The organism is Methanobacterium lacus, assembly GCF_000191585.1.
GTDB lineage: Archaea > Methanobacteriota > Methanobacteria > Methanobacteriales > Methanobacteriaceae > Methanobacterium_B > Methanobacterium_B lacus.
Window position 1 is genome coordinate 422,318 of the sequence record NC_015216.1, and the last position, 19,736, is coordinate 442,053.

Below are 19,736 nucleotides of genomic sequence, written 5' to 3' on the forward strand. Positions count from 1 at the left end.
TATTAATCGCCTTCTCCATCCTTTTTACTACCTAACCTATTCTTTAAACTGGACCATATATCATCCTTTTGGGCATTTTCTTCCTCATCAGCCTTTTTCTTCTGGAATTCGAGCTGGAATCTGGATTTTAATTCGTCATGATCCTTTTTTAAGGCTTCAAATTCCCTTTGAACAGCATTGTTCTCATTTTCAAGAGTTGTAATTTTCTCCCCATCTAATCTAATTCGTTTATTTGTTTTAGAATGTTTACTAACCAATTCCTTATAGGATCTAGATAGTTCGTTATGTTTCCATTCTAATTCTGCAAGCTCTCGTTCGTAGGCAGCTATGCTGTTTTTACCATAGCCCACATTATCGAAAAACTCAGCCACTGTAGTTTTATTTGCAAGGGCTAAATCTTCCATCTCAGATCTGGGAATTATTAGAACATCTTCACTACACTGAAAGTTATCAGATCTTTTTAAAGGCACCAAGTACTGGTTATATTCATAAACTTTCCTTTTACCGCCTACAGTCTTCTTAGTTTTCTTTTTATAGCATTTAACAGCCGATTTTACTACTTTTACCATTAATACTGCTCCAATGAATTGACAAGAAATAAAGACAGATCCTTCACCAATTAAATGGGAAATGATTCCACTTCATTTGAAATATTCTAATGTAGAACAGAATTATATTATTGATTCCTTCTTTTATCCTTTTTGAAATAATTTTCATTCACAGGCCAAACAATTTTAGATGATGTTGCTAACCAGCATACAAGATATGAGAATTAGTGGCCAAAACATGAATTCAAAATCTGCAATTGAACCCAATTTAACCCAAACTTTATCATTATCAGCATTTTGTGCAGTTCTAAGATAATAGAAGCTGTAAAAGAAAAATATTATTAATGAAAGGCTTATGATCGGAATTATCCGATAATAAACTCCTAAAACAAGTGGTATAACTGCCAGCACATTTAAAATATGCAAACAATTAATTGCATTTCTTCTACCAAGCATTACAGGCAATGTTTTCAGCCCTTCCTTAGAATCCGAAATATAGTCCTTCAGATCGAAAAATATGGCATTGATCATTCCCTTGAGATTTATAAATATGAATACAACAAGAAAGGGAACTGAAAAGGGGATTGAGAAGAAAAGAGATACAAACATGGTACCTCCCAGTGACCAAGTTAACACAGTGTAAACATTTTTAAACACTGGAATTTTTTTTGTAAGACTTTTCAGAGCAGTTGCGTATAACAAACCGCCCATGGTTATCAATCCAATGAAAATAACTAAATTCATGCCTGAAAACATTAAAAGAAGCAGGATTAAAATGGAAATATAGAACGCCAGTAGGAAAGGGTAGAACTTTTTTTTCTTCAGTAGATGTTTTGATCTTTCAGAATTGGTTTCAAGATCCTTCTCTAGATCCCTCATGTAGTCAAAGCTGTAAACAATCAATGGAAGAAGATAAGAAATGACCAGAAGTGGAATATTTACCTCAGAATTGGTGATGATCATCGTGGTAAGAACTAATGATGGTGCTCCTAAAGCTGTTAAATAGCCTCCATGTACCAGTTCTTGAATGATCTTGGAAAGAAAATTCGAATAATGATTTTTTAATTCAATACTTAAAATCATTCGCCCCCACGTCTAAAAAGTTCTTTTTTAAAGACTAAATAACCAATCAGTAAAAAATACTGAGGGATTATTAGATTAGACAATGATTTCGAAGAATTTATTAATATAACTAGTTATTTTCCAAGAAAGACCTATAAAATATTTATACGAGAAAAAGATTTATTTGTTAGCTTACAAACTATGATAACACATCTGGAGAAACTCAATATGAACATATACTCATACGTATCTTTGTCAGCTTTTTTCCTTTGTTTCTTCTTGGGCAATTTCATTTATCATAAAAATTCAAGAAGCCAACTAAATATCATGATTGCTGTTTTATGTTTTTTAGTAGGTTTTCTTGCGTTTACTGAATTTCAGTACAGGCAGACTACAGATTTCCAAACAGCTTACTTGTGGCTTAAATTGAGCGGGTTATGGCCATTGGTTCCCCCTGTTATACTTCACATTTCCCTAATATTCACTGGAAAAACAGAAGTACTAAAAAACAAACTTACCTACCTTTTGATGTATGTTCCAGCGATAATAATCTCAATTTATGCTGTAACCACCAACCTGTTACTCCAAGGAATTCTTAAGGAGTACTGGGGTTGGACCTATATCTTTCCCCAAAATTCGGCCATATTTAATGTTATGAGTATATGGACCTTGACATGTGTTCTCATAGCTGGAGGGCTCTGTTTATTCTACTATGTTCGAACTAGAAATGTTGAGAAGTTACAGGCCAAATATCTGATTGCAGGGTTATATTTTCCCCTCATTATCAGCATGGTTAGTGATCTTGTACTACCTTCCATGTCCATAAGAATCCCCGAAACAACTATTGTAATGTCCACGGTGGGTTTAAGTTTCATAAGTTACGGTGTCTGGAAATATAGATTCCCAGCTTTAACAGCTGCAATTGCAGCTGATGAAATAGTTTCGACCATGTCTAGTTTTCTTATCATGTTAGACCCTCAGATGAATGTTGTAAACATAAACAAAGCCACAACCGAGTTGTTTGGTTATGGAAAATCCGAAATTATTGGAAAACCAGTTAAATGCTTGTTTGCTGAAAAAACTATGACTCTTAAGGATCTACTGGACACTTCAACAGATTCAATAATCAACATTGAGACCGTTATTAAAACAAAGAATGGCAGTAGCGTGCCTGTAATTATCTCAAAATCCGTTATCAGGAGCGATATGGGAACTGTTCTGGGCATAGTTTGCATAGGTAACAACATTATAGACATAAAGAATGCAGAGGATAAAATTAAGACATCTCTACAAGAAAAGGAATTGTTACTGAGGGAACTCCATCATAGAGTGAAAAATAATTTACAAATTATTTCGAGCCTCATAAATCTCCAGTCCCAGGGAATTAAAAACAAAGAAGATCTTGAAATATTCAGGGAGAGCCAAAGTAGAGTTAAATCAATGGCAATTATTCATGAGAAGCTTTACCAATCCACCGATCTTTCAAATATTAACTTCAGAGACTACATTCAAAGTTTGGTCAGTTACCTGGTATCTTACTACTCCAAGGAAATGATAAAAATTGAAATGGATGTCAACGAAGATCTGGTCCTAAACATGGATACAGCAGTGCCTTGTGGTCTAATAATCAATGAATTATTTATAAATTCTTTAAAACATGCATTTGAAGGAAGAAGCAACGGTAGAATAACTATAAAACTAAGTTTGGATGATGAAACTCCAGAATGCTACGTCTTGGAAGTGGCTGATAATGGTGTAGGACTACCTCCCGATGTGGATCTCAACAATCCACAGAAACTTGGTCTACAACTTGTTGTTTCGCTGACCAATCAGCTTGATGGAAAAATATTCGTTGATACTAAAGATGGTACAAAATTCACCATTAAATTCAGGGAATTAATTTACAAACAAAGACTCATAAAATCTAAGTAAAAAGAAATAGGAAAGGAAATATCCTTTGGGGAGTAGCTGGGTATCCAATGGATTGTTGGCCCCAGATCCTAAGGACTGAAACCTGAACTAAATTTAATTTCGTGAGAAATCGATCACAGATCATCGAGTTCTTCTGCTATTTTATTCCATTTTTTAACTCGTTCATCCAAATTATCCGCATCATCAGGAATTTGGGTTTCCATCTGTTTTTTAAGTTTTTCAAGGAATTCTGGGTCTTCACGGATTTTAAGGCAAGTTGTAACTTCTGTAATAGCCTTCTGCACCACAAATTCAACTGCGTACTTGCAGAAGTGGTTTGGTGTAAATACATATTTTTCATCCCTGATCATGATTGGATAGGCCTTACAAACTGCAGGTCTTTCATTGTAAATATCACACTTCTTTGTAGACCTTATGAAATGTTCACATGGTCTGTCTTGTTCAAACCTGTAACCATCTTCATGGGGTACCATCTCACCTGCCATGATATTTTCTGATTTCTGGTAAGATTCATATTCCTCTGCTGTTATGTAGATTGGAGAACAATTTTCACAACACCATCCACATCTGTTACAGAGATCCAATCTCAAAGCTGCCACTAACGATCCTTCGGTAAAGACAATGGAAGAAAAATGAACGATCTCCTTTAAATCCTTTTTTTCAACATCTTTCAAACGATTAGATTTCTTTAAAAACTTTTTAACCCTTTTTGATACCATTTTTTCGAAAATAAACAGTTCTGAATTTAAATTAGGTTGTTCATCTGCAAGTTCCTGGTACTGTTTAAACAATGAATCTATATAATCTCGATCATGTAACTCTTCTAATAACATCGGTTCACCAACAAATTCTTGATATAGTTAGTGGTTTATATGATATAACGCTGTTGATTTGATCTAAAACTAATTAAGATGGATAAAAATTTGATTAAATCATAATAAATAGAATAATTAGGGAAGCTTTATGCCAGAGAAAGAACGATTTAAAGAAATATTTGATAAATCCCCAATTGGAATTTTAATTTATGGATCAGATGGTAAGTTGGAGGATGCAAATAGATCAGCACTGAAAATTGTTGGTTGCAATCTGGACACTCTTTTAGGAATGGATCTGTTTTACTACCCAAAAATTCAGGAAAAACTAGCAGACCTGGATAAAACAGGTCCGATCAAGTTCCAAGGAAGATTAAAAGAACATGTTAAGGATGCAGAGCAAATATGCCAAAATTCTTCATTGTACGCCCAATTTTATATTTCCTCCATTGAATCTGGATACTTGGTTGAAATTCAAGATATAACAGAAAAAAATGAAGAAAAAGAAAAAATACTTGCCAATGAAAAGAAGTATCAAAGTTTTTTTGAAGATGATTTAACAGGAGATTTCATAGCTAAACCTGATGGAACGATTTTAGATTGTAATCATTCCTTCATCGAAATATATGGATTTAAAAATCGTGAAATCGCCTTGAAATCGAATATGTCAAGATTTAACCCTGAAGATTGGATAAATTTAATCGAAGATCTTACTGAGGATCATAAGATCAAGGGCCATCAAACTATACATATTCGATCTGATGGAACTGTAATCCATGTAGTAGCAAATATTGTTGGTATTTTTAACGATTCAAACAAGCTCGTTGAGATCAAGGGTTATGTCTTCGATGATACTGAAAGAAAAAAGGCTGAACAGTTCCTCAAGGAAAGTAAAGAGAAGTATCATAAATTGTTTGATGAGGATTTAACTGGGGATTTTATTGCTACTCTTGATGGGAAAATATTGGAATGTAACCCTGCCTTTGCAGATATATATGGATTTTACGATAGGGATAAAGCAGCTAAGAGTAATATTTCTAAGTTTAACTCATTTGACTGGCCATATATGATCACCCGTTTAAAAAGAGAAAGAAAATTATTGGGATTTCAAAGTTGGCAGAGAAGATCTGATGGTATGAGAATTCATGTTGTAGCCAATCTTGTAGGTATTTTTAACGATGAAAATGAAATGATACAAGTAAAGGGGTACATGTTTGATGACACTGAAAGAAAAAAGGCTGAAGAAGAGGTTAAAAGAAGTAAAAGTCAGATGACTGAAATATTAGACAGTATACAAGATGGATTTGTTGCATTAAGTCAATACTGGCATTTTACTTATGTTAATCATTGTGCAGAAGAATTTTTTAACGCTGATTATGATGATCTTATTGGTCAAAATCTATGGGAAACCTTCCCTGAGTTAATTGGATCTGCAATTGAATCTGGATTTAAAAAAGCCAATGATAACCATGAAATTCAGCATTTTGAATCCAGAGGATTAAAAGGTTCTGAAAAATGGTATGATTTCAGTGTTTATCCCTCTTCTGATGGAATATCAGCCTATTGGAGAGAGATTAAACCAACGGAAAAAAAATCAGATTAAAGAATTCTTTTTTCATTCTTCAAACCACGTAGTTTGAATGCAGTGGATCAATGAAATCTATTTTAAAAAATGACTGATTTCTAATTTTTTTTGTAATTAAAAAAAAATAATAATTAATGTATTGATTTTTAAATCAATACCAAATTCAAACTATTTTTAGCCTAGGAATGGTTTTGCAATGGTTAACATTACTATTACAGTTGCTATAATACCTATTACAACCATTGGTATTCCAGCTTTTAGTATTTCCTTGATTTTCACGTATCCAGTACCATATGCCATTGCAACTGTAGGGTCTGCCATCGGGAACATGAATGAAAGTGAACATGCAATAGCAACAGGAACTGCGTAAATACCAACAGGCTGGCCCTGAGCAGCTGCTAAAGTAACAGAAAGTGGTACTAAAATAGCTGCGAGTGCTATGTTCGACATGACCTGGGTGAAAATTACACCTATGATCATGAGAATCAGCATGATAGACACTGTTGAAACGTTGCTACCCATCAATGATATGATGTCGTTAATGAGCCAAGCTGCTGCTCCGGTATTTAGTAGTGCTGCTCCAAGGGAAAGTGCACCTCCAAAGAAGATGATTAATCCCCAATCCACATTTTCTTGGGCATCCTTCCAATCAACAACACCTGTTATGAAGTACAGTGCAGCACCTATCAAAGCAACAGAGTAACTGTCTAAACCTGTGATACCTGTTGTGATCCAGAGACCAATGGTGAAGAACAGAATAACTGCTGTGATCTTCTCAGTCCTGCTAATGGAACCCATAGCACTCAAAGTCTTGTTCAGTGTTTCATGTCCACCAACAATTCCTTTGACTTCTGGTGGGAATATCCAACTCAACAATTTCCAAGTTACAAAGAGCATAAAAATGGCTAAAGGAAAACCAAATACCATCCAGTTAGCAAAAGGCAAATGGGTGTATGCTGCTGCCATCAGGTTGGGAGCAGTACCAATTTCTGTACCGAATCCACCTGCAAGGGAACCATATGAAGCACCCAAGACCATAGCTTTGGCAAAGTTACTGTTGCCCTTTTCAGCGTCATTAACACCGAACAATGGAACAATTTCCTTAATAATAGGAAGCAACATTGCAAAAGCAACCACATTTTCGATCCAAGCAGATAGTATACCTGTGGAAAATACAGCAGCGAAAATACTCATACTCGGAGTGGTACCCACCTTTTTAAGCAGGAAATAAGTAAATCTTTTAGCAAGTCCACTCTTACGAATGGCCTCTGCAAGTATGAACCCTCCAATCATCAAGAAGATGATAGGGTTGGCAAAACCAATAACAGCATTATTAAAACTCTCAATACCTAAAATTGGCTGTAAAAACAGCAATATCAAAGAAGTAACAGCCAAATGCTGAGCTTCACTAGCCCACATTATTACAGCGAAAACCAAAAGACCAATAGCTGCGTGGCCAGAATAACTTAAACCATTACCTAAAGGAATTAACATAACCACAATAAAGGCAACAATGGCTATAGGCATTCCTAAAGTCTTAAAACTCAAATTCGTCTTATATCCCTCCTTACACTATAAAAATAAAAATTTGATGCAAGAACATATAAATATATTTTATAATGATTAATTATTATATTTAGTCTGGGATTAAATTTGTTTAAAAAGCTTAAATAAATATAAAAAGGAACTACATGAGGTTTTGTTCCTTTTTGCTAAATAATATGGCTGATAAAATTACTGTCAAGAGTGCAAAACCCACAACCACAGCTGTACTTAAATACAGTGGTAAAGCTCCATGGCCGATGATTACTTGTCTTAAAGCATCCACACCATAGGTCAATGGATCTAAATACACTGCAAACTGTAGAAATGTTGGTAATCCTGTAACAGGGAATAAGGCTCCGCTTAAAAGGAACATTGGCAGAACAATAAAACTCATTATCAGGTTGAAACCTTCCATACTGTCTGTGAAAGTTGCTATTAAAAGCCCCACTCCTGCAAGTCCCACAGATATTGGTATCATCAAGAGGAATGATGCAACGAATATGAATGGAGTCATCTGAACACCAACAACGAATGAAAGCAGGAGAAGTATCACTCCTTGTATTATTGAAGCTGTTGCGATACCAAGGGCTTTACCAAAAACAATGGATGGTCTGCTAACTGGGGCCACCATTATTTCCTTTAGAAAACCGTACTGCCGATCCATGATTACTGAAACACCAGAAAATATCGCGGTGAAAAGTATGGTCTGACCAATAATACCAGGGTATATGAATGCCTGATAGGCTCCAGTCATACCACTGAACCTGATGGCGGATCCCAAACCTGTTCCAAAGATTAAAAGCCATAAAAGGGGTGTAACTACCGAAGAAATGATTCTTGAACGATATCTTACGTATCTTTTAGCTTCTCTAAACCATATTGTGTATATTCCTTCCCATTCGGCCATTTTTAACCCTCATCAACAATTCTTTTACCTGTGAGATTTATGAAGACATCTTCAAGGTTAGGATGTTCTAGTTCAATTGATTTTACAATTATATCGTTTTTGTTTGCAAAGTTAACAACGGTGGCAACTAAATTTTCCCCACGTTCCACCATCAGTTTGATTTCTGAGTCAGCAACAATAATATCCTTTATGAAGTCCAATTTTTCGGCTGAATTTATGAATTTTTCTTCGTCGTCAACTTTTACCGTGATAACATCTGCCCTAAGATCTCTTTTTAAGTTTTTAGGAGAATCGGCAGTGATGATTTGCCCATGGTTGATGATTGCTATTTCATCACAGAGCTTGTCAGCCTCTTCCATGTAGTGTGTTGACATTAAAACTGTAATATCTTCAGTTTTATTTAGTTCCTGGATATATTCCCAAATATTTTCTCTGGTTTGAGGGTCCAATCCAAGGGTGGGTTCATCAAGGAAGAGAACCTTGGGGTGATGTATCAATCCTCTTCCAATTTCCAGCCTTCTTTTCATTCCTCCAGAGTAGGTTTTTGTGTACTCATCTGCCTTGTCCCCAAGTGCAATTAGATCAAGCACTTCCTCAATCCTCTGCTTACGCAGATCCATTGGAACTCCATACAATGCGGCATGCATTTCTAAATGTTCTCGTCCTGTTAAAATATCATCCAGTGCTCTGGATTGAAATACTACTCCTATAGATTGTCTTACCTCTTTAGAATTTTTCATTACATCGTATCCGTTGACTGTTGCAGTTCCAGAAGTTGGATGTAATATGGTGCACAGCATTGAAATTAGAGTGGTTTTACCGGCGCCATTTGGCCCCAGAACTCCATAAACACTGTTTTTTGGTACTTTTAGGTTTATTGAATTTACAGCAGTAAAATCATCATAAACCTTGCTGATATCATGAGTTTCAATTATATACTCCATAAATAACACCTTAATAAAATTTTACAATTAAATTATGATGGGGAAGTGATAAATTATTTTTGTTTTGAAAGTCATAGTAATAACAAAGTACTAAAAAAGACAGCAAGCTAATCAAGATGCAAGGTTGAATCATTGAACATTTAGTTACTTTCGTCATACAAAAAGAAATTTAACAAATAGTTGGTGATAACTCATGATATTAGAAACTGTGAAATCTGAAGGAATAGCCCATAAATCTTACTTCATAGGTTCCAATGGAATAGCAGCTGTGGTTGATCCGCGAAGGGATTGTGATATCTACATAGATATTGCAGAGAAAAATAACATGAGGATCAACTACATCTTTGAAACTCATAGGAACGAAGATTATACAGCAGGCTCTTTAGAACTCCGTGAAGTTGTTGGGGCAGATATATTCCATGGAAAAGGGCTAGATTTTGCATATGGCAATTCTGTAGTTGAAGGGGATAAATTTCAAATAGGAAATGTTGTTCTTGAAATTATTGAAACCCCAGGACACACCAACGAAAGCATATCTTTGTTGTTAAAGGACAGAGAAGTATCTGAATATCCATACATGGTATTCACTGGTGATACTATTTTTGCAGGAGAAGTTGGTAGATGTGACTTGTATGGAAACAATGAGACTTTGAAAATGGCCAAAGCAATGTACAACAGCGTCTTTAACAAACTTCTCAAATTAGATGATAATGTAATAATCCTGCCTGCACATGGTTCGGGTTCTGTTTGTGGGGCTGTTATTCGTGAACAGGAATTTACAACTGTGGGTTATGAAAAAAAGACTAATCCTGCGCTTAAAAAATCTGAAAAAGAATTCCTAGAATTTAAACTACATGAAAAACTTTACACTCCTCCCTACTTCAAAGAAATGGAGAAGAATAATTTAATTGGCCCATCCCTAATCTGTAAACTACCCTACTTAAAACCACTCGGAATCCATGAATTGAAAGAATTGATGTCCAAAGGAGGGCAGGTTGTGGATGTGAGGGATCCTGCAGCATTTGCAGGTGGACATATTCCAAACACTTTGAATATTTGGAAAGATGGCCTACCTTCATATTCTGGGTGGTTCTTAAATTACGAACAACCAATAATTGTGGTGGACGAAAATAATAGTAATATAGAAGATCTTAAGAGATATCTGATTAGATTGGGTTACGATAATGTCTATGGTTATCTTTCTGGAGGATTTCCTGTATGGTTCAAGGGATCTGGAGATTTTGAAACTGTTCACACATGGTCAGTTCATGATTTGCTTCCGAACATGGGAAAAAAATCTTTATTTATACTGGATGTTAGGAAGGAAAATGACTGGGAAAAGGAACGAATAGAAGGCTCTCACAACATATACATAGGAGAACTCAAGGAAAATTTGGACAAAGTTCCAAGAAATAAACATGTGGCTGTACTATGTGATACTGGTTACAAGGCAAGTATCGGAACATCAATACTTAAAATGAACGGCTATAAAAACGTAACTAATGTAATGGGAAGCATGACAGCGTGGAAAAAAGCAGGTTATCCAGTTGTAAAGAGATGATTTCAGCATTGGGCTTTTTGATATTTTAGAACCATGAACCCTAAAACTAATTAATTCCCTCACAAATTAGTTAACAACGAGGTTCCATTTAAATTCTGGAAAAATTTTATTAAAACATCTTGTTAACAATGAATTTTGGATATAAACTTGCAAAATAAGAAATATTGTTGTTAAAAAAATTTAAATCTTGTTGATTACTATATACAATTTTTATAATGGAGTTAGATAAAAATGGAAAAATTCAATATTAAAGAATTACCACTTCTCATAGGTTCGCTAATGATACCATTTTTAGTGGCATCCCTTGGGTCATATTTCACTTTCTCAAATATCACCACTTGGTACGCTGTACTAGCAAAACCATTTTGGGCACCCCCTAACTGGATATTTGGGCCTGTTTGGACCGTACTGTACTTTTTAATGGGAATTGCATTGTTTTTAATTCTACGTAAGGGATTATATAGGCAGGATGTTAAGTTTGCAGTATTAATATTTGGTATTCAGCTTGCATTAAATCTAATATGGTCTATTGTATTTTTTGGAGCTCATTCCCTCTTTGGAGGATTTATTGTTATAATGTTCCTGTGGATAGCAATATTTGCAAACATCATAGCCTTCGGTGTACTATCAAGAAATGCAGGATTGCTTTTAATACCCTACATTATTTGGGTGAGCATAGCCAGTTACTTAAACTACACAGTCTACTTGTTGAACCACTGAACTCACATCCCTAATTTTTTTCTTATTTTTTCACTTTTTAATTCTTTTAAAGCGTTACTAGCTATCCACTTGGAAGATTTTGTATTGAGTGCTAAAATTTCTTCTGCAAGATATATGGCACTTTTGTTTAAACTGGAATTTTTCTTCCCAATACTCCTTAAAGCCCAGTTCACTGCCTTTTTAACGAAATTTCGATTGTCTGTTGATGCGGAGATCAAGAGTGGATAGTACTGTTCAAACTGTTGGTTGGGTTGTTTTTTATCATGAACAGCCATTACAGCTAACAATGAAAAAGCTGCTCTTTTAACAAATTCCGCTTCATGTTCTCCCCATTCAAAAATTTTATCGTATGCAAAACTTGTTTTCCTAAACAAGTTCATACAGCACTGATCACAAATTTCCCAGTAATCGAACTCCAACACCCAGGCATTTAACTGGTCAGATGAAACCATTTTAGGGTCATCGATCATACATGCCAATATTTTAGTTTCTCTAAAATCTAATTCCCAAAGTTCCAATGCCAGGTCATGGTTTTTGCCAGATTCCCTAGCAATTTTCCGGAGTTCAGGTATTCTTACTGCGTATGTTTTTTCTGGAGTTATGCCAAACTTTTCCATTCCTTCTATGTTCTCGGGTGTGGAAAGTAATTCAAGCCTCATCACTATCTCTTGGAGTTCCATTTAATTTCCTCCATTTAATTGTTATCCAAATAATTATCCATATTATCTATCAGATTTTAATTTTTAATTGAGGATACAAGGTTTAAATTTAAAATAAAAATAGGGGCAGATTGGAAGTTGCAAACTTCTCAATCAAATTTATAGGATCAGTGATTCATAAAATGGTGCAATTTTGTTCAAGTTGCTGCTTAAACTCGTGGCCTTCTCTGAATAATTTCCTGAATGATAACCTTCACTGTAGAGATCAGTTGCATCTTGTCTTGTTTGGACTTGAATAGTGCTTTTAAACTTAGTTAAACTTGCATCAACACCATTTGCATTTCCTGTTATCTGTAAACCAACTAGTTTTCCTTGGGTGCTGCGTTTGTAGTTGAAATTCATGATGGTTGTTTTTGTGTAGGTGGATTTGTTGTAGCTGGTTGTTGAATTTGACACTTTTTGTATCAGGGAGTAATTTCCATTATAACTCTGATATACAAACTTCAATTTGGCACTGGTACTGCTAAAGGTGGTTCCATTAGTTTGATAGTTTATTTTCACTGTAGAATTTTTGTAAAGCTGCTGTCCATTTTTATAATCAAGGGCTGTTTGAACACTTCCTATGAAACTTAATGTTTTACTTATTTTGCCACTAAATGTTTCGAAGATTTGTGATCCAACCTTTTTCGATTCGGATTTGTAAAATACAGTTCCTTGGGAGTTGCTTAATGTGAATCTGCTGTTAACAAACAAGTTATTAAAGTAGTATACAATCCTGTGAATCATACTGCCTTGATCATTCTTTCCTGTGACCAGTACAGTTGTGTACTTACCGTAACCATTAATACCATTGGCTTTGGTGCTTGAAATCTGGTAGTGAAGATCAGCTTTGAAAGAGTTGAAGTTTACTGATATATTTTTACCATCAGCTGAAAATGTGGATTTGTATCCGAAATTCAAGCCGTTTAAAACTTCTCCATCGATTTTATTAGGAATACTTAGGTTGTCCTTGAAAACCATCTGTCCAATTAATTTTTTGTGTGGAGCCCTTGGAATTGAATATTTAGAAATTAGATTTCCATTATAGACTATGTTGTCTGGTGTTCCTCTACTGTCTGATGCCCAGATCTTTACATTGGTGGAGTAATTCACCAGATCCTTCACATTTTGGACTTGATAAGTCATTATATTACGTCGGTTCACTCCCCAACGATCAGTCATCGCAAGGCTGATTGAAGAAGCAACAGGATTCACAGTTGAAATGTAGCCTGTTCTGTAACATGATGGGCTGTTGGGAACGCTTACGTACTGTCCTTCTGACATTTTAAATAATGCCGTTTTTAAGCTTCCCCCATTGTACGTTACAGCCCCCACATAATCATTTGGAGCTTTTATTAAGAAATGTCCCATTCCCATTTGTCTTAGGAGGGATGTGGCACTTGTTATGGTGCTGGATGTTATGTGGCCTGATGCAGATGTTCTTCCTGCAAGTTCCATCAACTGTCTGTTTAGACTCGGAATATCAGGACCTCCTGCCCCGAATATCCATCCATTTTTGGTTATTATGGTATGGAAAAAGTATCCGTTGGTTGTCTTGTATTCTTCCAATGCATCTTTCCCGTACCAATTTGTTTTTTTAATGTACAGGTTAGCTGTATAAACTGAGTCTCTTCTGAATGAATATACATCGTATCCCTTTTTTACATGGACTAAAACAGAGCAACAACCGTATCCCGGCACTATTTGATTTTTTGTACTATTTACTTTCCTTACGGTGTTGGTTGTAGAATTATAGTGATTTGAAATCAGCTTAAAATGTTGATTGGATATATTTTGACTATTAGAATGCTTAACATTAGTTGTGTTGGCAGCCGAAGCACTGCCCATCAAGAATATGATCATAAAAACCGATAAAATCAACACATATTTTCTTTCCAAAATCTGTATCACCTCTTTATTTTTGTTTTATACTTGATCATTAATATTTTATCTGAAATTTTTTTTAACTAATTATTTAATAGATATCAAAGCTTCTGATCAAGCTAACCTAACATTCTAACTCCTGAAATGATCATTAAGGGGCCAATTATAAATTGGGTTAAAATATCCACAACATCCAATTTGTAAATGTACACAGGGATCAGGTTCACTATTTTTAAGGTAGTAATACTAATATATCAATTAATCATAATAACAGTGAGATCCATAAAATATACGTGTGGTGATAAAATTCTTGATCTGCTCTTGGCATGTGTATTTGGAGTTCTGGTTGGAGTATTCACGGGTATGGTCCCGGGCATACATGTTAATACAGTTGCAGCCTTTGTATTCTCATCATCGGTATATTTAATGAACTATTTTTCTCCAGAGTACCTTGCAGTATTTTTAATATCCCTCTCAATATCCCACTCGTTGATAGATTTCATTCCCACAATGTTCTTGGGAGTGCCTGATGAAGGAACAGCCCTTTCTGTTTTGCCCGGACATTATCTCATGCTTCAAGGAAGGGGCAAAGAAGCAATACGGTTGGTAACTTTGGGAGGTTTTGGATCACTCATGGTTACAGTTACACTACTTCCAATTTTTATAATGCTTTTACCAGGATTTTATTCCATAATTAAACCATATATAGCTTTAATTCTCACATTTACAGCTATTTACATGGTATTAAGGTTAAACAAGGGAATTTACGAGATTTTCTGGTCATCGGTAATCTTCATATTTTCAGGTATAATAGGCTGGGCAAGTTTAAACAGCACTGTTTCTCCAAATGTACTACTATTAACAATTTTTTCGGGCTTTTTCGGGGTTAGCACATTGATCTACAGTTTATCACAGAATTCCTATCTGCCCTACCAGCATGAAAATCACAACTTAAGGGTCGATGGTAAAATTATCAGGGGTATATTTGCTGGAGGAATTGCTGGAACCATCCTGGGATTTTTACCTGGAATGGGCCCGGCACAGGGGAGCATATTAGCACAAGAGATGAGTGGGGGAGGAAACATGACAGAAGGCAGGGAGAGTTTTCTAGTGGCAATGAGTGGAGTGAATGTTTCAGATGCATTATTTTCTCTCATCACCATATATATTATTGGTAATCCCCGAAGTGGAGTTGCTGTGTTCATAGATAAGCTCATCCAAAACTTCGATCTTCAAATTCTAGTTATGTTCGTCTTTGTTTCTGTAACTGCCGTTTCAATATCGGTTTTTTTCTGCATATCCTTGGGAGATTTCATGATAAAAAATATTCATAAATTGAATTACAACAAACTCTCAAGGGGAATAATAATTTTAATGTCTGCATTGGTAATTATTTTCACATTAAAAGAAGGTTCAAACCTATTTTATGTTATTATTCTTTATATAACTTCTATTTCGCTAGGATTAATTCCACACTACGTTGGAGTGAATAAATCCAACTTGATGGGAGTTCTGATTGTTCCGGCCATAGTCATTTACACTGGTTTGGTTTAAACCCGTTAGATAACAACCACTTCTGAACAAATTTTGCTCACAGCTTCAACAAATTCATCGTTGTCCACACCTGGGAAGGTGTCCACTATGCACAGATCAAATTTTTCATCAATATCGTCCTTAAGTTCCATGATATCGGCACAGTAAACCTTGAAATTTTTACCTTCTGCAACCAAACTACCCTTTGAATGTAAAGATTCAACTTCAAAACCATTTACTTCAAGATTTAAAACAGTCATTTCGATGGAAGGATGCCACAAATCGTTAAAAACCACATGTTTGGCACCATGCTTAAGGGAAGCTATTCCCAAGGTTCCGGGCCCACAAGTACAATCCATCACCCGAGGATTTTCATATTTATCCAGATATTTTTCGAGCATCTGTACCTTGGGGGGCACTGGTTTTGAGAATTCCAAGTGGATCTGGGATTGTTTCCTGTAGATGCATATAGGGCCATGTTGAGTGGAAACTATATCACAACGCATATCACAACCAGAAAGAAGTTCATACACATTGGGTTTGGAATTGGCATCCTTTATACCCACAACCCTTTTAATGTCTCCTCTGATTACTCCCTTTATTTCTGGAACCTCTTTGACGATTTTTACCGCAGATTCTTTCGTTACTTTATCGGTTAATATTACCACTGAATTTTCTGAAAGGTAAGGTGCAGTATTTGAGGGGTATGCTGGTGTTATTAGTGGTGTGCAGCAGTTTCTGAGAGTGGATTTTTTATCTCTGTCACCAGTTTCAATGAGTATTTTTAGTACGTGTCCCATCACCAAATCAAGGTGTCTTTTTTTGCAGTTGCATCTTCCATAATTTGCATCGAGTTCTTCAAGGTCCATCTGTTCCATTAATGGTTTGAACTTTTTAAGATTGGGTCTTAAGCAGTTTTCACAGGGACGGTTAATCTCTGTAATTCCATTTAAAATGGTATCTGCCTTCTCGACACAACCCAACCCACACCCACACTGGATTTCCATATGCTTAAATATTGGATAATTAATATAAATAGTTGAGAGTTATGAAAGATAAACGAAAAGAAATCCTAAGGGATCTTTTAGGGGAATTTGCTTCAGACGACGATGTTGCTGAAGAATCTAATGACATTTTTAGGAGCAAATCAGAGGATAAAGAAGAAGTAATTGAAGAATCTTCTGAAGACTCTGAAGAACCTGAGTTTAATCTTGATAAGGTCATGAAACGACCTACTAGGCGCCCTAAAACTGTTAAGAAAGTTTCTAACGTGCTTAAAGCTGAGATTGTTGAGGATGGTCTCATACCCAACTACAATGTAAACCTTCCTAAATTTTCAGACAACGAAAGACAGATCTTCAACGAGGTAAGGGAAAAACTGGTTGAAGTTGCTGTTGCTCAGGGTGAAGATTTCAGGATTGATGAGGGTAGCTTTATTGGAGAGGTCAAGGAATTTTTAAGGAGCAAGGGTGTTAGGGATGTGGACAGACTTGCCACCCAGATTTCCCAAGAGATGTTGGGTTATGGGCAGCTAGATCCAATGATCAAAGACGATGATCTAGAGGAAATTATGGTCATTGGAATCAACAAGAATGTTTTTGTTTACCATCGAAAAATTGGAATGATGATCACCAACGTTATTTTTGATGACGATGCAGAGATCAAGGCCATAATTGATGTTATTGCCAGGCAGGTGAACAGAAGAATTGATCAGCAAACACCAATATTGGATGCTAGATTGCCAGATGGTTCAAGGGTGAATGCTACAATTCCCCCAGTATCTGCAGATGGTGCTACATTGACCATCAGGAAATTTAGAAAAGATCCACTGACGATTGTTGATTTAATTAATTTTAAAACATTATCATCTCATTTAGCTGGTTTTTTATGGGTCTGCACAGACGGACTTGGAGTTAAACCATGCAACGCAATCATAGCTGGAGGTACGGGTTCTGGTAAAACAACCACTTTAAATGCTATAACTGCATTTACTCCTCCTCGTGAAAGGATAATTACCATTGAAGATACATTAGAACTTCAACTTCCCCACACCCATGTTTTGAGGATGGAAACTCGTCCACCAAACATTGAGGGAAAGGGTGAACTAACCATGGACATCCTGGTGAAAAACTCTTTAAGGCAAAGACCAGACAGAGTGATCGTTGGAGAAGTAAGGGGTGGAGAAGCTGTGACTTTGTTCACAGCTTTAAACACAGGACACTCTGGAATGGGTACTGTTCACTCAAACACAGCAAGAGAAACCGTTACAAGATTGGTTAATCCTCCTATGCAAGTTCCAACAATAATGATTCCTGCATTGGACTTCATAATAATGCAAAATAGGATGTATCGGCCTGAAGGCGGTTCAATTAGGAGAGTAACAGAAGTTGCAGAAGTTGTGGGTATGGAAGAGGGCAATGTTCAATTAAACAGAGTTTTTGAATGGAATAATGTCACTGATAAAGTTGAATATGTGGGAATTGCCAGTCAAACCCTTAGGGAAATAGCAGACCTTAGAGGAATAGGTATAACAGAAATTGAGGAAGAAATAGAGAAAAGAAGGCTACTTTTAGAGTATTTGGCTGATAACAACATCCGTTCGATATCGGAAGTGGGAACATTCATCCACAACTACTACAAGGATCCTGATGAAATACTTGAACAGATTCTCTAACTTTAATTAGTATATTTAAGTGGGTGTGCAGATTTAATATTATACTCTGGTGGTTACAATGGTTTTTGAGGGGCTCAAACATTTTTTCAATAGATTGGGAGGGATCACTGTTGATTCAACTAAAAAAGTTGGTGAAGGAGTATCTGTTCCAGTTGAAAAGTTGAATGGTATAGGTAACAGGGCTGGAAAAGTCAGATCAGGCATTAAAAGATCTTCATCAAAGGCTAAAGAATCATCTAAGGGATTTAGTTTTACTTCTAAAACTCAGAGTACAGTAAAAAGAAGATCTCCTCGTGTTATCGAGAAAATGCGGATGGATAAAGATGAGATAGAAATCTTCAAGGATCTCATTGACAAGAAATATGACCGTGGAGATACCACTCCCAAACCTGAGGATGCTCAAAAAGAAGCTTATAAAAAGGCATCACTCGAAGAACTTCTTAAAGAAGATGAAAAGGCAGATTTAGAGCCCAAGTTGATCATGGTTATTGGAGGAATATCCTTCGTAGTCGTTTTCATGTTGATGATCGTGTTGGGATTTGGAGTGCTTGTTGGGGCAGTTTTTGGACTCATCATCTTGATGATCTCGATTATTTTTGTGTTCCTTCCCAATATCAAAAAGGGGTCACGATCCAATGAGGCATCTAGGGAACTTCCATTTGCTCTTAGACAAATGGCAACAGAATTAAGGGCAGGAATAGGTATGCATGATAGTATGCGTTCTGTTGCTCTTTCGGGTTATGGTGCACTTTCAGAAGAATTTGCAAGGGCTCTTGAAGAAATTAAATATGGGGAAACCACAGAGAAGGCTCTTACTGATATGAGTGAAAGGGTTAACTCTGAAGGTTTAAAAAGGGCCATATATCAGATCACAAGAACCCTTTCGAGTGGTGGGGATCTTGCAAAGACATTAAATGTGATAGCTGATGATACGGCCTATGAAATGAGAATGAAACTCAAGGATTATTCCCAAAAACTTAACTCATTTACCATGATTTACATGTTCGTAGCCATTTTGGGCCCAGTTATCACCATGATTATGTTGATAGCAGCTTCAACTGTTATGGGTTCAGTTTTACCTCCAATGCTTCTATTAATCCTGTATCTATTTTTGTTTCCTATGATAGTTGCATTTATGGCATTTATGATTAAAAGACTTGAACCACAAGTTTGAATTTGTTCGGTACAACACAAAAAGTTGTCATACTTTTTTTCATTTATACAGATTCAAAATCATTGATGGTTATTGCCGATCAAGCGTTCAAAGCTCTTTTAAGCTATTATAACATAGCAGTTTCATTGATTCGTAATACCACATATTTATATATTTG

16 protein-coding genes are annotated in these 19,736 nt (G+C 35.9%); 7 read left to right on the forward strand and 9 right to left on the reverse strand.

Features of this window, described 5'->3' with window-relative positions:
- Positions 1-2 precede the first annotated feature (2 nt).
- Positions 3-569 (reverse strand): hypothetical protein, encoded by a 567-nt coding sequence (locus METBO_RS02265; protein ID WP_013644049.1) that lies wholly within the window; start codon positions 567-569, stop codon positions 3-5.
- Positions 570-734: 165 nt separating this feature from the next.
- Positions 735-1,631, reverse strand: a complete 897-nt coding sequence (locus tag METBO_RS02270; protein ID WP_013644050.1) for a UbiA family prenyltransferase — start codon at positions 1,629-1,631, stop codon at positions 735-737.
- A 207-nt stretch (positions 1,632-1,838) separates the two neighbouring features.
- Here METBO_RS02270 and METBO_RS12565 point away from each other — a divergent pair, with 207 nt between their 5' ends.
- Positions 1,839-3,542, forward strand: a complete 1,704-nt coding sequence (locus METBO_RS12565; RefSeq protein ID WP_013644051.1) for a sensor histidine kinase — start codon at positions 1,839-1,841, stop codon at positions 3,540-3,542.
- Between the two features lie 113 nt (positions 3,543-3,655).
- On the opposite strand, the gene METBO_RS02280 is transcribed toward METBO_RS12565, so the two are convergent.
- Positions 3,656-4,375 carry a YkgJ family cysteine cluster protein gene (locus METBO_RS02280; RefSeq protein ID WP_013644052.1) on the reverse strand — a complete coding sequence of 240 codons (720 nt, stop codon included), beginning with the start codon at positions 4,373-4,375 and terminating at the stop codon, positions 3,656-3,658.
- 130 nt (positions 4,376-4,505) lie between these two features.
- Here METBO_RS02280 and METBO_RS02285 point away from each other — a divergent pair, with 130 nt between their 5' ends.
- On the forward strand, positions 4,506-5,957 hold the full coding sequence (locus METBO_RS02285; protein ID WP_013644053.1) for a PAS domain-containing protein: 1,452 nt from the start codon (positions 4,506-4,508) through the stop codon (positions 5,955-5,957).
- A gap of 156 nt (positions 5,958-6,113) precedes the next feature.
- On the opposite strand, the gene METBO_RS02290 is transcribed toward METBO_RS02285, so the two are convergent.
- The 3 genes from METBO_RS02290 to METBO_RS02300 all read right to left on the reverse strand — a co-directional run bounded on the left by METBO_RS02290 (position 6,114) and on the right by METBO_RS02300 (position 9,335).
- Entirely contained in the window at positions 6,114-7,487 is a 1,374-nt protein-coding gene (locus METBO_RS02290) for a DASS family sodium-coupled anion symporter (RefSeq protein ID WP_013644054.1), read from the reverse strand.
- A 139-nt stretch (positions 7,488-7,626) separates the two neighbouring features.
- Complete coding sequence (locus METBO_RS02295) at positions 7,627-8,391, reverse strand: ABC transporter permease (RefSeq protein WP_013644055.1); 765 nt, start codon at positions 8,389-8,391, stop codon at positions 7,627-7,629.
- Between the two features lie 2 nt (positions 8,392-8,393).
- Positions 8,394-9,335 carry an ATP-binding cassette domain-containing protein gene (locus METBO_RS02300; RefSeq protein ID WP_013644056.1) on the reverse strand — a complete coding sequence of 314 codons (942 nt, stop codon included), beginning with the start codon at positions 9,333-9,335 and terminating at the stop codon, positions 8,394-8,396.
- A 193-nt stretch (positions 9,336-9,528) separates the two neighbouring features.
- Between METBO_RS02300 and METBO_RS02305 the strand changes: the two genes are divergently transcribed.
- The gene (locus METBO_RS02305) at positions 9,529-10,896 is read left to right on the forward strand and encodes an MBL fold metallo-hydrolase (protein ID WP_013644057.1); all 1,368 of its coding nucleotides are present in this window, start codon (positions 9,529-9,531) and stop codon (positions 10,894-10,896) included.
- Between the two features lie 231 nt (positions 10,897-11,127).
- Entirely contained in the window at positions 11,128-11,616 is a 489-nt protein-coding gene (locus METBO_RS02310; protein WP_013644058.1) for a TspO/MBR family protein, read from the forward strand.
- A 2-nt stretch (positions 11,617-11,618) separates the two neighbouring features.
- On the opposite strand, the gene METBO_RS02315 is transcribed toward METBO_RS02310, so the two are convergent.
- Positions 11,619-12,296, reverse strand: a complete 678-nt coding sequence (locus tag METBO_RS02315; RefSeq protein WP_013644059.1) for a DNA alkylation repair protein — start codon at positions 12,294-12,296, stop codon at positions 11,619-11,621.
- A 138-nt stretch (positions 12,297-12,434) separates the two neighbouring features.
- Complete coding sequence (locus tag METBO_RS13870; RefSeq protein WP_013644060.1) at positions 12,435-14,213, reverse strand: hypothetical protein; 1,779 nt, start codon at positions 14,211-14,213, stop codon at positions 12,435-12,437.
- Positions 14,214-14,471: 258 nt separating this feature from the next.
- Between METBO_RS13870 and METBO_RS02325 the strand changes: the two genes are divergently transcribed.
- The gene (locus METBO_RS02325; RefSeq protein ID WP_227717233.1) at positions 14,472-15,752 is read left to right on the forward strand and encodes a tripartite tricarboxylate transporter permease; all 1,281 of its coding nucleotides are present in this window, start codon (positions 14,472-14,474) and stop codon (positions 15,750-15,752) included.
- A gap of 5 nt (positions 15,753-15,757) precedes the next feature.
- On the opposite strand, the gene METBO_RS02330 is transcribed toward METBO_RS02325, so the two are convergent.
- Positions 15,758-16,714: a 50S ribosomal protein L11 methyltransferase gene (locus tag METBO_RS02330; RefSeq protein ID WP_227717234.1), complete on the reverse strand. Its 957-nt coding sequence runs from the start codon at positions 16,712-16,714 to the stop codon at positions 15,758-15,760.
- A gap of 65 nt (positions 16,715-16,779) precedes the next feature.
- Between METBO_RS02330 and METBO_RS02335 the strand changes: the two genes are divergently transcribed.
- Complete coding sequence (locus METBO_RS02335; protein WP_013644063.1) at positions 16,780-18,405, forward strand: CpaF family protein; 1,626 nt, start codon at positions 16,780-16,782, stop codon at positions 18,403-18,405.
- Between the two features lie 58 nt (positions 18,406-18,463).
- Positions 18,464-19,579 (forward strand): type II secretion system F family protein, encoded by a 1,116-nt coding sequence (locus METBO_RS02340; RefSeq protein WP_013644064.1) that lies wholly within the window; start codon positions 18,464-18,466, stop codon positions 19,577-19,579.
- Positions 19,580-19,736 lie beyond the last annotated feature (157 nt).

What these genes read in the sequence shown, in the direction of transcription:
- METBO_RS02315 (WP_013644059.1), bottom strand. Translation starts at nt 12,296, where the DNA reads ATGGAACTCCAAGAGATAGTGATGAGGCTTGAATTACTTTCCACACCC.
- METBO_RS02285 (WP_013644053.1), top strand. Translation starts at nt 4,506, where the DNA reads ATGCCAGAGAAAGAACGATTTAAAGAAATATTTGATAAATCCCCAATT.
- METBO_RS02340 (WP_013644064.1), top strand. Translation starts at nt 18,464, where the DNA reads ATGGTTTTTGAGGGGCTCAAACATTTTTTCAATAGATTGGGAGGGATC.
- METBO_RS02305 (WP_013644057.1), top strand. Translation starts at nt 9,529, where the DNA reads ATGATATTAGAAACTGTGAAATCTGAAGGAATAGCCCATAAATCTTAC.
- METBO_RS02265 (WP_013644049.1), bottom strand. Translation starts at nt 569, where the DNA reads ATGGTAAAAGTAGTAAAATCGGCTGTTAAATGCTATAAAAAGAAAACT.
- METBO_RS02295 (WP_013644055.1), bottom strand. Translation starts at nt 8,391, where the DNA reads ATGGCCGAATGGGAAGGAATATACACAATATGGTTTAGAGAAGCTAAA.
- METBO_RS02335 (WP_013644063.1), top strand. Translation starts at nt 16,780, where the DNA reads ATGAAAGATAAACGAAAAGAAATCCTAAGGGATCTTTTAGGGGAATTT.
- METBO_RS12565 (WP_013644051.1), top strand. Translation starts at nt 1,839, where the DNA reads ATGAACATATACTCATACGTATCTTTGTCAGCTTTTTTCCTTTGTTTC.
- METBO_RS02310 (WP_013644058.1), top strand. Translation starts at nt 11,128, where the DNA reads ATGGAAAAATTCAATATTAAAGAATTACCACTTCTCATAGGTTCGCTA.
- METBO_RS02300 (WP_013644056.1), bottom strand. Translation starts at nt 9,335, where the DNA reads ATGGAGTATATAATTGAAACTCATGATATCAGCAAGGTTTATGATGAT.
- METBO_RS02280 (WP_013644052.1), bottom strand. Translation starts at nt 4,375, where the DNA reads ATGTTATTAGAAGAGTTACATGATCGAGATTATATAGATTCATTGTTT.
- METBO_RS02270 (WP_013644050.1), bottom strand. Translation starts at nt 1,631, where the DNA reads ATGATTTTAAGTATTGAATTAAAAAATCATTATTCGAATTTTCTTTCC.